A 13,901-nucleotide genomic window follows, 5' to 3' on the forward strand; every position below is an offset into this window, starting at 1 on the left:
AGCAGATAAATCGGTGATTAGAAAGAGGTTGACGATAGATGGATATCTTGTTTGTTATTGTAATGATGATGGCGATTGGCGCCTTGATAGGAGGGGTTACCAATTCCCTTGCGATTCGAATGTTGTTCAGACCCTATAACCCAATCTATATATTTAAAAAGCGGGTCCCATTTACACCTGGATTGATACCAAAAAGAAGGTCAGAGCTTGCAGACCAACTGGGAAAATTGGTGATGGAACATCTTTTGACTGCAGAAAGCATGAAAAGAAGATTAATGAACAGTTCTTTCCAAGAAAAATCTGAACAATGGATAAAAGAAGAATTGGACCGTTACCTCGAAAAAGGGGTAAGCGTCCAAGAAGTATTAAGGAAGTTTGGAATAGAGGATGCAGAAACCCTTTTTCAAGAAAATTTACATCAAATTGTGGAAAGAAAATATGAAGAAGTAATGACACCATTGCGTTCAAAACCTATTCAACAGGTGTTGCCTGTAAACTTGTTGCACTCTATTGACAGTAATATCCCGGCAGTCTCAGAATTCATCTTGAACAAAGCAATCTACCATTTTGAAAGTGTAGAAGGGAAAAGGCAGTTGTCGAAAATGATTAACGATTTTATTGCAACAAGAGGGAAATTAGGAAGTGTCGTCCAAATGTTTATGGGCAACTATCCTATAGTCGATAAGGTGCAGCCTGAAATTATCAAATTCCTCAAGCATGATGGCACAAAAGATGTCTTAATTAATGTCTTGTACCGGGAATGGAACAAACTGAAGGAGATGGAGATGCAGGAACTCGAAAATAGAGTGTCCAGGGAAACCATTCTTTCCTCTCTTCATACAGTAGTAGAACGCACAGTGGACGTTCCAAAATGGATGAATAAAACGATGAAGGAAGCGATAGAACCTATCTATCCATGGATGATGGATAAATTAATTCCTTCAGCATTCTCAACAGGCAGCGATCTCTTACTGGAGAAATTGGAAGAACTGCTTGTAAGGTTGAAACTGGAGGAAGTCGTGCGAGATCAGGTAGAATCCTTCTCCCTTCAAGAAGTAGAAGCAATGGTTCTCTCCGTATCCCGCCGTGAACTAAAACTAATCACCTACCTCGGAGCCCTACTGGGAGGCCTAATAGGACTACTACAAGGATTGCTAGTATTAATTCTTTGAGATAGAGGGATTTCCCTGGAGATTGAAGTGTAAGGTATGAGACTCCTCAAAAATGCTAACGCATTTTCTTCGTGCGATGAATCGCTGCCGAAGCCTTCCTTGTCCTGCGGGGGGAACGGTAGCTTGAGACCCCGCAACGAAGGTGCCACTGAAAGACGTATAATGTAAAGTTTTTATGATTCCTAGCTGGTGATTGTAGCAAAAGGCGAAGACTCCTGAGGGAGATAAAGGTAGCTTGAGACCCCGCAGCGAAGCGAGGAGGCTCAAGCACCTTCCCTAGGAAAGCGAAGCCATTTGCGGAAATCAACAGCGGTGTTTGGTGAAATTTCAAAATCAAGGTCTTTTTCAGTGGCTTGGAAGCGTTGTGAGGAGGCTCAAACACCGTCCCGCGGAAAGCGAATACCTGAAACGGAAATCTACAGGAGATAGAAAAACTCCTCCCCCTTATGGTTTGAATGACTCTGGCATGTTTGTTATACTGGTCACTAGCATGCCTGAAAGATGGGCAAAAAAGGAAGGAATGACGTACAAATGGCAAACAACGTTTACGATGTAGCGTACAACCTAGAAACAGCAGTAAAAGAAAGTGATGAGTTCAAAAACCTTCAAACTTTATATAAAGAGGTATTCGCAGACGAAACAACGAAAAGAATGTTTGAGAACTTCCGCAACATTCAACTTGAACTTCAACAAAAACAAATGAGCGGTCAAGAAATTACACAAGAAGAAGTAGAGCAAGCACAAAAAACGGTTGCAGTAGTTCAACAAAACGAAGCGATTGCAAAACTTATGGAAGCAGAGCAACGCATGAGCATGATGGTAAGCGAATTAAACAAAATCATCATGAAGCCTCTAGAAGAATTATATAGCAACGTAGATTCCGCTAACTAATTGGTGAGAATAGGTAGGAATAAAGCGCACTGAAACTAGTGCGTTTTTTTCTTGCCTGCAAACTCCAAAAGTTCTATTTCTCCTAATCTCCTCATACTCATATCAATAAGTACAAACATCTTAGATAAGGAGGTCTCTCCATGATATACCGCCTGCTCGCCATCAATATAGATGGAACGCTATTGAAATCAAATGGAAGATTGGCTAAGGAAACGAAAGAAGCGATAGAGTATGTGAAAAACAAGGGAGTATACGTAACACTAGTGACCGGCCGAAACTTCGCTTTTGCCAAGAAAGTGGCTAAATCTCTTAAACTTGATACGTTTTTAGTGACGCATGGAGGCTCATTTATTGCCTCTAAACTGGAGCAACCTCTTCATGTAAAGCGACTATCAGAGGATAAAACATTCAATCTTGTTCAAGTGCTCGAAAATTATGATTGTACAGTAAGGATTTTGCATGAAAGATATTCCATTGGAAACAGATTGCGTGGTGCTAATAACTTGATGGCTAGAGCAGTACTTGGTTCTAGTGATCCATTAATCTACCCAATGCAATTTGTAGAATCCTTAGGGGATACGTTAATTGATAATCCAATTGCACCACCGAAAATAGAGGTTTATTTTACAGAGCCAGAAGAAAGAGAAAGAGTGTTAACGACTTTGAAATCTGCGTTTGAGGGAATTGAAATTCTTGTTCATGCTGACGGGAAAGTGGATATTTTACCTGACGGTGGAACGAAGATGGATGGATTGTTAGCTCTTGGTGAAGTATTAAAAATTCCACCGCAGGAAATGGTGGTCATTGGGGATACAATGGAAGACCTTCCTATCATTGAAGTCGCAGGACTGGGCGTAGCAATGGGGAATGCTCCAAAAGAAGTGAAGCTTGCTGCTGATTGGATTACTCGGACCAATGATGAAAACGGTGTAGCCTATATGATTAAAGAACATTTTCGTAAACAGCAACGCATCGCTTTTTTAAATAAAATGAAAATATAGAAGGGAAAAGACAGACTCTGTAAGTGGGGTTTGTCTTTTTTGTTTGTCATGTCTCCTTCTTTTCCAATGGTATTATCTTGATATGCATCCGCTTCATCCGTTACACTAGGGGAAGTGAAAAATCTTGCTGAAAACAATGCAAGTGTGAAAGGTGATTAACTTGAAGATTGCTATAAAAGGATTACATGATGATAGATATCAGCGTCCGTTATCATTGATTGCGGATTTATTTTTTGAAGAAACAGAAGTGGTGCTTGGGGAAGATGCTTCCTATGATCTAGAGATAACATTCCAGGTTGAAGAAAAAAACACCACGTTTTTTGTAAGTGGACAACTCGGCGAACTTACTTGCTCCCATGAGAAAGAATTGGGCGAATCAGACGAAAAAGAAAGCTTTCGCCGTAAAAAACAAGCAGTGTCTTATGTTTATTTGACGCTCTTACAAGAACATACGGGTATCATTCAGAAGTGGGGGATTCTAACGGGAATCCGACCTACAAAACTTCTACACTCAAAGCTTCAAAAGGGAGAACCAAAAGAGAACGTACATCAACAGCTGAGAGAAGATTATTTAATTACAGACGAAAAGATAGAGTTAATGCAGCAGATTGTTGATCGCCAGCTAGATGTAGTACCAGATTTACATGATTTGGGGGAAGAAGTCAGCATTTACATCGGAATACCGTTCTGTCCAACTAAATGTGCATACTGTACATTCCCTGCTTATGCGATTAATGGTAAGCAAGGAAAAGTGGATTCCTTCCTTGGCGGTCTCCACCATGAGATAGATGCCATCGGTGCCTGGTTAAAGGAAAAAGGCATTAAAATTACTACTGTCTATTACGGCGGTGGTACCCCTACGAGCATAACAGCAGAAGAGATGGACATGCTTTATGAGCAGATGTATGCTTCGTTCCCTGACATGGAAAAAGTTCGTGAAGTAACAGTGGAGGCCGGACGTCCAGATACGATTACGCCGGAGAAGCTTGAAGTATTGAAAAAGTGGAATATCGATCGTATAAGTATCAATCCTCAGTCTTATACGCAGGAAACATTGAAAGCTATCGGCCGCCATCATACCGTGGAGGAAACTATCGATAAGTTCCACCTTGCCCGTGAAATGGGTATGAATAATATTAATATGGACCTGATCATCGGCCTGCCTGGAGAAGGAGTGGGAGAGTTCGCCCATACTCTAGAAGAGACGGAAAAACTGATACCTGAATCATTGACGGTCCATACATTGTCTTTCAAACGAGCTTCTGAAATGACTCAAAATAAGAATCGCTACAAGGTGGCAGATCGTTATGAAATCGGTAAGATGATGGATATGGCTACAGATTGGACAACAACACACAACTATGTTCCTTATTACCTGTATCGCCAGAAAAATATTTTGGGGAATTTGGAGAATGTAGGATATGCATTGCCAGGACAAGATAGCATTTATAACATCATGATTATGGAAGAGAAACAGACGATCATCGGATTAGGGTGCGGGGCATCTAGTAAGTTTGTTCACCCTGAAACAGGGAAGATAACTCGCTTTGCCAATCCGAAAGATCCTAAGTCTTACAATGATGGATTTAAACATTATACAGATGAAAAAATTCGTATTTTGGAAGAGCTCTTTTCATCTAGAAACTAATAACAAAGCGGGGATTAAGATCCTCGCTTTTTATATTTTTGGATTCATGAGTGAATAATCATTCATTTTTAAGCGCTTTCATATTATACTAGTTATATAACTTAGAGGAGGGAATAGATGATGAAGGTTGAAACTGGTGAAGTTCTGACTTATTCCAGAACATTCACTGTCGAGGAAATACTTCAATTTGGAGAAGTTTCAGGAGACCAAGGAAGACATCATGTTGAAAAGGATGAGCATGGTCGCTTAATGGTGCATGGCCTATTGACCGCAAGTATCGGTACCAAAATAGGGGGAGACCTAAATTACATCGCAAGAGAAATGAACATGGAATTCCTCCGTCCCGTCTTTACAGGCGACACTATCACCTGTGTAGCCACCCTCACCAATGTCCAACAACAAGAAGACTACAAACAAGTCAACGTAACATCCATCTACACCAACCAAAATGGCAAACAAGTCCTCATAGGCAACAGTAAAGGTATTATTCGAGATTGACAGAGAAATTCCTGCGGGGGTCTGACCCCCGCACAGAACTTTAATATTTCAGAAAAATCAAACTTAATATTAATGCAAAGAAAGGGTGTGCTTGTATGAGTACGGTTAATGTATTGGATCAAGGTTCGGTTGTGATTTTAGAGCTTAATAGACCAGAAGCATTAAATGCAATGAACGTGGAGATGTTAGGGGAATTAGAGAGAGTTCTGGACGAGGTATCGAAAAATGAGAAGGTCAAAGTCCTGATTGTCAGAGGAAGTGGAAATGCGTTCAGTGCAGGTGGAGATATAAAAATGATGCTCCAGGACAATGTTGGAGGTGACTTTGATCAGGTGATGGATACCATTGGCTCCATTGTCACCAAGCTTTACACGATGCCGAAAGTGACCATCAGTGCCATTCATGGTGCAGCTGCAGGGCTTGGTCTGAGTTTTGCCCTTGCCAGCGACTTTGTGGTTGCTCACACGTCCACAAAACTTGCTATGAATTTCATCAAGATTGGTTTAATCCCGGATGGTGGTGGTCACTTCTTCATGGAAAAGCGTCTTGGAGAAGCGAAAGCTAAACAGATGATTTGGGAAGGTAGAACAATTTCCGCTGAAGAAGCTAATGGATTAGGTTTGGTAGATAGCTTGGCAGGTGATCAAATGGAAGAGGAAATTTCCAAAAGGGTTGCAGCCCTTCTTCATGCACCATTACAAGCAATGTTAGAAACGAAGATGATTTACGCGAAGCAATCCTTACCACGCCTAGAACAAATTTTAGAGTTGGAAAAGAATGCACAGCGTAGAATGAGACAATCAGAAGACCATAAGGAAGGAATCAAAGCTTTTGTGGAAAAGAGAAAACCACAATTCTCCGGAAAGTGAACCGGAAGAGCTGCTCCAATAATGGGGCAGCTTTTTCTCCTATTGCCTCTTTAGCCCCTCCTCTATACTAAGCCTACAGTCGTATTGTCAAATAATACTCCGGTACATTACCAACAAAAAGCACTCCACTTATACTAAGTTCATAAAAGAAAAACGGAGTGGTTTGCGTGCAAATAATGGAAACAGGAAAAGTACCAAGAACAGGGCTAGGAATTATAATTATTATTTTTCTAGTCTATTATATAGGTAAGTTCATGGTAATTGTAGAAAATAAGGGATTAGAGAGCTTGCTATTAGAGTATGGTTCCATAGCTCAACTTCTTTTTTTCTTCCTGTGCTTAGCTCAACCAATTATTTTGCCGCTCCCAGAAGCGTTGACCATTCCTGCCGGTAGTATGGCTTTTGGAGCATCTGCTTCGTTCTATCTTGGTTTTTCCGGAACATTGACAGGAATAATTATTATGTTCTTTATTGCAAGATCTGGCGGAATGAAAGTGGCTTCAAAATTGGTAAAAGAAAAACATCTAAAAAGATATCAAGAATATGTAAGAAAAAATGAGACGGTCATTTTGGTACTTCTATTCATTATTCCTGTTCTTCCTGATGAAATCATTTGCGTGGGGGCGGGAATAGGAGCTGTCTCGTTTAAAAAGTTTCTCGCAATAGCGTCCTTATCAAAAATTTTGACTACATTTGTGCTGGCATATTCTGTTTCCTTGGCAAAATTCCTGGACTTATCTTCTACACAGCTTATATTCTCGTGCTCGGTTATTATGGGAATTGTTTTTTTGACTACGGTTGCTTTTAATCGCTATTGGAACAAAAAACGCATGGAGATGTGATGCTACTGTCTCCATGCGTTTATCCGTTATCTGTGAAACAAGATTAGTTTGCCGCTTGCGTTCGTGCAACGGTGTGTCGTGTCGATAAAGTTCAATTCTTCTAATCTTTTTTCTCCTAATGTTTTTGCTTCTTTTTCTGTTGCTGCTTCAAAACTTTCATCAAGTAGAGTTTCCCCGTTTTTGCTAAAGACTGTTAACGTATATTTCCCCATGTTTGTCCCCTCCGTGTCTAAAAAATGAATATTCATTCATTGTTTTATTTTACTAAAAGTTTCTTGAAATGTAAAAGTTCTATGAAACTATTTCGATTTTTAACCGTATAGGTTACTGTAAAACATAGGAGGGATAACGTCATGGCATTACAGATAGATGGTGTAACCAAAAGGTTTGGCAAGCATGTGGCAGTCAATAATTTGACCCTTGAAATACCGGAAAGTGAAATGTTTGGGTTCTTAGGTGCGAACGGAGCAGGGAAAACAACCACTTTTCGAATGGTCCTGGGATTATTGGAGCCTACAGAAGGTAAAGTTTCATGGGCAGGGAAACCCATAACATATAAAGAGAGTCATCTGGTAGGGTATTTACCGGAAGAAAGAGGTCTCTATCCAAAATTGACCGTAAAGGACCAAATGATCTATTTGGGCAGGTTGCGGGGAATGGAGAAGGCGGAAATTTTGAAGCAGTTGGACTATTGGTTGGAGCGCTTCAAGGTACCACAGTATCTTAATAAAAAAGTAGAAGAACTCTCAAAAGGAAATCAACAAAAAATCCAGTTTATTGCTTCCACCATTCATAATCCGAAATTGCTCATCCTGGATGAACCTTTCAGTGGCTTGGATCCCCTAAATGTAGAACTTTTAAAAGAAGCGGTAGTGGATTTGAAAAAGCAAGGGACATCCATTGTCTTTTCCAGTCATCGGATGGAGCATGTAGAAGAGCTTTGTGAGCATTTGTGCATTATGCATCACGGTCAACCTGTTGTGCATGGTGCGCTCAGGGACATTAAGCGTTCATTTGGGAAAAAGAATGTCGTCATTCATGCTGATTTTGATTTGGAGTATTTATCGAATGTAGCAGGAGTTACCAAAACAAAGCAGACAGCAGAAGGCATGATTCTTCAAGTGGAAGATGAAGATGTCTCCCAAACCTTGCTGCAACAAATTACAGGTAAAGGCTATATCCGCAAGTTTATCTTGGAGGAGCCGTCCTTGAATGATATTTTCATAGAAAAGGTAGGTGCTTCTTACCATGAATAAGTTTTTGATTATCTTAATGCACACCTATATGAGCAAACTAAAATCTAAATCCTTTATTATCTCCACTTTGGTGACAACACTACTTATTGTCGGTGTTACTAACATTCAGTCCATTATTGATATTTTTGATAAACAGGAAGACAAAATTGTGGCAGTAATGGATGAAGAAGGCGCTATTGCACCATTGTTAGCGCAGCAGCTTGCAACGAATCCCGATAGCAACTTGAGCCTTGAAATGGTATCAGATGAGGCTGATGCTGAAAGTAAAGTGACAGAAGGGGATTATGACGGGCTCCTTGTCCTTTCAACGGATCAAAACGGCTTACCATCAGGGGTTTATAAAGCAGCTTCTATCACTGATTCTGAGACGATGGCACAAGTGGAGGCGATGCTTCAGCAAGTGAAAAATGAGCTGGCAACAAGTCAACTTGGATTATCTCAAGAACAAATCGCTCAACTTTACACGCCCATTAATTTTGATGTTGTAGCTCTAGAAGAATCCGCCAAGTCTGAAGAAGAGTTAAACCAGGCCCGTGGATTAGTGTACGTTTTACTGTTTGTGATCTATTTTTCAGTCATTCTTTATGCTAGCATGATTGCAACAGAGGTCGCAGTAGAAAAATCTTCCCGCGTCATGGAAATACTAATTTCTTCTGCCTCTCCAATTATGCATATGTTCGGAAAAATCCTTGGAATAGCGCTGTTGAGTTTAACACAACTAGCATTCTGGATCATTGTCGGGTATTCATCTCTAAGTAGAAATCTTGAAGGAATGACAGAAGCAGGGGGAGTATTTGAATTTTTCGGTGTAGGCGATATGCCAGCAGGAACGTTTGTGTACGCCATCGTTTTCTTCTTGCTCGGCTACTTCCTTTATGCAACGTTTGCGGCATTCTTGGGATCGCTTGTAAGTAGGATTGAAGAAATTCAGCAAATGATCATGCCCATGACATTATTGATAGTGGCTGGCTTTATGATTTCCATGTTCGGACTAGGCAATCCGGATAATTCATTCATTCAAGTAACTTCATTTATCCCATTCTTTGCGCCTATGATTATGTTTTTACGAGTAGGGATGTTAAATGTTCCTATTTGGGAAATCAGCCTTGCCATCGGCCTCTTGGTAACAACGATTGTGCTTCTGGCTGTGTTTGGAGCAAAAGTGTACCGTGGAGGAGTCTTAATGTACGGGAAATCTTCTTCTTTGAAAGATATCAAGAAAGCATTGCAACTTACAAAAGACAAATAATTTTTTAACATGTGGGACCTTACATCAAAGTCCCGCATGTTTTTTTATTTCATACACCTATACCGAACGTGCATTCGCATTTCATTCGTGATAAAATAAGGAAAAGACGTTTAGAGAAGAGGTTAAATCTAGAATGAAAAAAATTCGTTTCCTGCATGCTGCAGATTTACATTTGGACAGTCCATTCAAGGGACTTAGCCATCTTCCCCAACAGATATTTGATCAGATTAGAAAAAGCACTTTCCAATCATTAACAAATTTAATGAACGCTGCAATTCATCATCATGTGGATTTTGTTTTATTAGCTGGAGATCTCTTTGATCTAGAACAAAGAAGCCTAATTGCCCAAGCGACACTTAGAAAAGAACTCTTGAGGTTAAACGAAGCAGGAATTCAAGTTTATATTATTCATGGGAATCATGACTACCTTACAGATGACCACACACTTTTTAAATACCCGGATAATGTACATATTTTTACTGGAGAAGTGGAACGAAAGACATATTTAAAGGACAAAGAAGAGTTGGCGTGTATATATGGATTCAGCTATAAACAAAGACATTTAACGGAGAATATGACAAGTTACTACGAGAAAGAAGACAAAACGATACCTTTTCACATCGGAATGCTACATGGTAATTTTTCTGGAAGGGAAGAGCATGATCCATATGCACCGTTTACCTTACCTGACCTTCTTGATAAAGAGTTTCATTACTGGGCGCTTGGTCATATACATAAACGTGAAATACTACATTACCATCCACCAATCGTCTATCCGGGAAATATACAAGGTCGCCATAAAAAGGAACAGGGTGACAAAGGCTGCTATCTGGTTGACCTCTTGGAAGACGGTATCCCTGAGCTAACGTATATAGAAACATCCGCTATCCAATGGGAAGAACTCGAGATCCCTATCAACGAATTACAGTCGGTGGATCAACTGATGGAGAAAACAAAACAAGCTGTGGATGCCATTAGGTTGGAAGGCAAGGGGAAATTACTTCGACTTACATATACAGGGAATGGTAACCTGCATGGTTTTCTCCAAGAAGAAAGTAATCAGGAAGAACTTCAACTCCTCTTAAATGAGGGAGAAGAAAATAATACTTCATTTGTATACATCTATACGTTGCGTGTGCGAACAGCTTTATCATATTCAAAAGAGGACTTGCAAGATAAAACATTTTACAAGGATTTCTACACCATGGTAGACCAAGTCGATATGAAAGAAGCATTGGCGCCATTGTTACGTCACTCTGAAGCAAGCCGCTATTTAGAAACCTGGGATGAAGAAGAAGTGAAAGCGATAGTGGAAGAAACGGAACAATGGCTAGTCAGTAAATTCTTAGAAAGTGAGAAGAGGTGATTAGGTTGAAAATTACGAGCTTACATATCTATGGATTTGGAAAACTAGAGAACGTGGTAATGGAAAATCTATCACCAAACATTCAAGTGATCTATGGAGAAAATGAAGCAGGAAAGTCTACTGTGATGGCCTTTATTCAAGCCATTCTTTTTGGTTTCCCTGCAAAAAATCAACAAGACTTACGCTATGTACCTAAAAAAGGCTTTAAATATGGTGGGAAGTTGGTAATAGAAACGAATGACGAGAGAAAGATAACGATTGAACGAGTCGCAGGGAGATCCTCTGGTGATGTCACGGTTCAAGATGAGCAGGGCAACCCCTGTAATCTGAACGATGTGCTCGGCGGCCTTGATAAAACGATGTACAAGGGCATCTTCTCCTTTAATATTATGGACATCCAAAATTTACAGCTGATAGATTCTGAGCAACTTGGCGGTTATTTGTTTTCTTCAGGCTTAATGGGAAGTGAACAGCTACATAAATTATCTCGAGAGCTAGCAAAAGATCAGGATGAGCGTTTTAAACCAAACGGCAGAAAACCAGTTATTAATAAGTTGTTAACTTCCTTAAAAGAACAAGAACGAGTTGTCCATCAATGGAAAGAAAAAATGGGCCAGTATGACCGGTTGCAAAAGGATATGAATCAATATGATATAGCCTTAAAGGAAACACAAATAAATAAGGAGGATATAGAGCAAAAGATCAAAGAAACGGAAGCAATGCTCACCATTCAGCCTTTAGTAAATAGAATGGAGATCCTTGAATTGCAAATAGCGGCAGTAGGAAACGTAGAGTCATTTCCTCGTGATGGTTTGGCAAGATTGGAAAAATGGCAGACAGAAGTAGTTTTCTATCAATCAAAATTTGAAAAAATGAAAAAAGAATTAGAGGAGAAAGAGAGTGAAATAGAACAGATATGGGTAAATGAAGAAGTTCTTGAGAAAGAGGAAACAATAAAAAGTCTAGTAACTTTACTGCCGACCTATCAACAGTCGAAAGATCAATTGTCTCTACTAGAAACAGAAATAGCGCAGTTAGAAAAGCGCGTGGAAGGATGGAAACGGGATCTTGAATGGACTGAGAAAACAGATTATGAATTAGAAGCAATACCTACTAGCTTAGCATCTAAGGGGTCTTTGCGGGAACTTTTAAAGACTCATCATGAGATTCACATCCAAAAACAACGGTTGGACGAACAGTTCCAATTTGCAAAAGAGGAACTGGAGGCGCAAGAAGAACGGGTGAAAGACCTCGAACAAGAACAACTTCCAAACCACGAAGTCTTAAAAATGAAGGAAATGGTTGAACTAGAAGAAAAGGACACTTTGCATAAAGAAATCCACCTGACAGAGCAACTCCTAAACCAGTTAAAAAAGCAACTTGATGTTCAAAAAAGATATGATTATAACGAAGATAGAAAAGGTAAGCAAATCGCAGTTATAAGTATTATTCTCGGGATTGTCGGGTTCCTTTACTTTTTTATACAAAACCAGCTTATCTCATCGCTGCTTTGTTTGATTCTCTTCTCTTTGCTTACTATTACATTTGGCAGGAAAACTAAAAATCAAGATAACCAAAATGAGCTGATAAGAGAGAAGGATGAACTGCATAGTAAGCTGGAATTCTTAAAAGACAAGCTCTATTCGAATGATACACACGGGAAAGTGGAAGAATATCAGAAAGCTTTGGCAAAGAACGAACAAGTAATCCAGCTTCTGCAGAAAGAGAGGCTTCTTCTTTCCCAGTGCGATCGAACATATAATAGAATCATTCAACAATTTGAAGAGTGGGAAGGAAAGAATTTTTCCTTGCAGGATGATTGGCATAAATGGACCCATTCCTTATCACTTGCGCAAATCTCTCCTACCTTTATGGAGGAGGCCTACGATAAAGTAGTACAATTGAAAGGTGCGCTTTCAGATAAAAGAGAGTTAGTGGAAAGGCAACACCACTATCAACTAGTAGTAAATAAATTTCAGATGGAGCTAAATGCCCTGTTGGATGAAAACAATGAAACTAATTCAAGATTAACGACTGAAGAAGTGTTCACACAATTACGTGTTGATTTGGAAGAAAACGTTGTAAAACAGAAAACGAAACAACAGATTCAGGAACAAATTGACGTCTTAACAGAAGAATTAGAAGGATTGTCCCAACATAAATATGAGGCTAGTAAGCAGATTCAACATCTTTACGAACAAGCAAAAGTTAAGGATGAGGAAGCATTCCGCCATAAAAACCAACAGTATGTCGAAAAAATAGAGCTTGAGAAAGAAATAGCCCTCCTTAAGAGTCAGTTGGTACAAATGGAGAATTCCTATCAACTGCGCCTTACGGATAGTAAGCCGATGGATATATGGAAAGCAGAGAAGGCTGAACTAGAAGAAACCCTTAAGACAATTAGAGAAAAACAGAGTCAGCTAATTGAGAATAGAACGGCAACAAAGGAAACTATCCGCCTTTTAGAAGAATCTGGTACTTACTCTGAAGCTGTACAACAATTTGAATTATCTAAAAGCAAGTTACAGGAGCATGCGAGAAAGTGGGCAATCCATGCCACTGCAGCCCATCTTTTAGGGAAAACGATGGATTATTACCGTACAGTCAAGCTTCCAAAAGTACTTCAATATGCTTCTGATAACTTCCGCTTCCTCACAAAAGGGCACTATCTAAGCATACTTGATGCGAAAAATGAACGAACGCTTAAGGTACAACATGCAGACGGGACGAAATTTGAACCAAAAGAATTAAGTCAGGCAACGGTGGAGCAGCTATATATATCCTTACGTGTCGCTGTTGCTCAGGTATGGAGTGAAGAACAAAAACTTCCATTCTTAATGGATGACAGTTTTGTCAATTTCGATGAACAAAGAACCAATCTAGCAATTAAGTTGATAAATAGACTTGCACTCCAAGGTTATCAATTTCTTTTCTTCACTTGTCATCACCATATTAAAGAAAAATTGACGGGTGATCCAAGTAATCGGATATTTACTTTTGATCCTATGGAGGTAGGAGAAGCAATCCTCAAACGATGAATGTAGTTCATCCATTGCCGAAAGGAATAGACAAGTGCTATGCTTAGAGAGGTAAAGAGAAGCAAGTTGAA

Annotated in this window: 12 protein-coding genes; 11 read left to right on the top strand and 1 reads right to left on the bottom strand. The window is 39.7% G+C overall.

Annotation, left to right across the window (positions count from 1 at the left end):
• The first annotated feature begins 38 nt into the window (after positions 1–38).
• The 7 genes from HF078_RS09685 (at position 39) to HF078_RS09715 (ending at position 6,921) form a co-directional block, all read left to right on the top strand.
• Positions 39–1,172 (top strand): DUF445 domain-containing protein, encoded by a 1,134-nt coding sequence (locus tag HF078_RS09685; protein WP_169290966.1) that lies wholly within the window; start codon positions 39–41, stop codon positions 1,170–1,172.
• Positions 1,173–1,703: 531 nt separating this feature from the next.
• On the top strand, positions 1,704–2,063 hold the full coding sequence (locus HF078_RS09690) for a YlbF/YmcA family competence regulator (RefSeq protein ID WP_168863261.1): 360 nt from the start codon (positions 1,704–1,706) through the stop codon (positions 2,061–2,063).
• Between the two features lie 140 nt (positions 2,064–2,203).
• Positions 2,204–3,064 (top strand): Cof-type HAD-IIB family hydrolase, encoded by an 861-nt coding sequence (locus HF078_RS09695; RefSeq protein ID WP_169290967.1) that lies wholly within the window; start codon positions 2,204–2,206, stop codon positions 3,062–3,064.
• Positions 3,065–3,224: 160 nt separating this feature from the next.
• A complete protein-coding gene (locus tag HF078_RS09700; protein WP_169290968.1) occupies positions 3,225–4,712 on the top strand; it encodes a coproporphyrinogen III oxidase in 1,488 nt (495 codons plus the stop codon).
• Between the two features lie 120 nt (positions 4,713–4,832).
• The gene (locus HF078_RS09705; protein ID WP_169290992.1) at positions 4,833–5,210 is read left to right on the top strand and encodes a MaoC/PaaZ C-terminal domain-containing protein; all 378 of its coding nucleotides are present in this window, start codon (positions 4,833–4,835) and stop codon (positions 5,208–5,210) included.
• Between the two features lie 95 nt (positions 5,211–5,305).
• Positions 5,306–6,079 carry an enoyl-CoA hydratase gene (locus HF078_RS09710; RefSeq protein WP_169290969.1) on the top strand — a complete coding sequence of 258 codons (774 nt, stop codon included), beginning with the start codon at positions 5,306–5,308 and terminating at the stop codon, positions 6,077–6,079.
• A gap of 176 nt (positions 6,080–6,255) precedes the next feature.
• Positions 6,256–6,921, top strand: coding sequence for a TVP38/TMEM64 family protein (locus HF078_RS09715; RefSeq protein WP_205831576.1), 666 nt, complete (start codon positions 6,256–6,258; stop codon positions 6,919–6,921).
• A 26-nt stretch (positions 6,922–6,947) separates the two neighbouring features.
• Here HF078_RS09715 and HF078_RS09720 read toward each other — a convergent pair whose 3' ends face one another.
• Positions 6,948–7,133 carry a YhzD family protein gene (locus HF078_RS09720; protein WP_169290971.1) on the bottom strand — a complete coding sequence of 62 codons (186 nt, stop codon included), beginning with the start codon at positions 7,131–7,133 and terminating at the stop codon, positions 6,948–6,950.
• Between the two features lie 141 nt (positions 7,134–7,274).
• Here HF078_RS09720 and HF078_RS09725 point away from each other — a divergent pair, with 141 nt between their 5' ends.
• From HF078_RS09725 to HF078_RS09740, 4 genes are all read left to right on the top strand, one after another.
• Positions 7,275–8,177 carry an ABC transporter ATP-binding protein gene (locus tag HF078_RS09725; RefSeq protein ID WP_169290972.1) on the top strand — a complete coding sequence of 301 codons (903 nt, stop codon included), beginning with the start codon at positions 7,275–7,277 and terminating at the stop codon, positions 8,175–8,177.
• Positions 8,170–9,426, top strand: coding sequence for an ABC transporter permease (locus tag HF078_RS09730; protein ID WP_169290973.1), 1,257 nt, complete (start codon positions 8,170–8,172; stop codon positions 9,424–9,426). Before HF078_RS09725 ends, HF078_RS09730 begins: the two co-directional genes overlap by 8 nt.
• 133 nt (positions 9,427–9,559) lie before the next feature.
• Complete coding sequence (locus tag HF078_RS09735) at positions 9,560–10,792, top strand: metallophosphoesterase family protein (protein WP_169290974.1); 1,233 nt, start codon at positions 9,560–9,562, stop codon at positions 10,790–10,792.
• A gap of 5 nt (positions 10,793–10,797) precedes the next feature.
• The gene (locus HF078_RS09740; RefSeq protein ID WP_169290975.1) at positions 10,798–13,830 is read left to right on the top strand and encodes an ATP-binding protein; all 3,033 of its coding nucleotides are present in this window, start codon (positions 10,798–10,800) and stop codon (positions 13,828–13,830) included.
• Positions 13,831–13,901: the final 71 nt, after the last annotated feature.

Origin of the sequence: Bacillus sp. RO2 (assembly GCF_012911845.1) — a bacterium.
GTDB lineage: Bacteria > Bacillota > Bacilli > Bacillales > Bacillaceae_I > Sutcliffiella_A.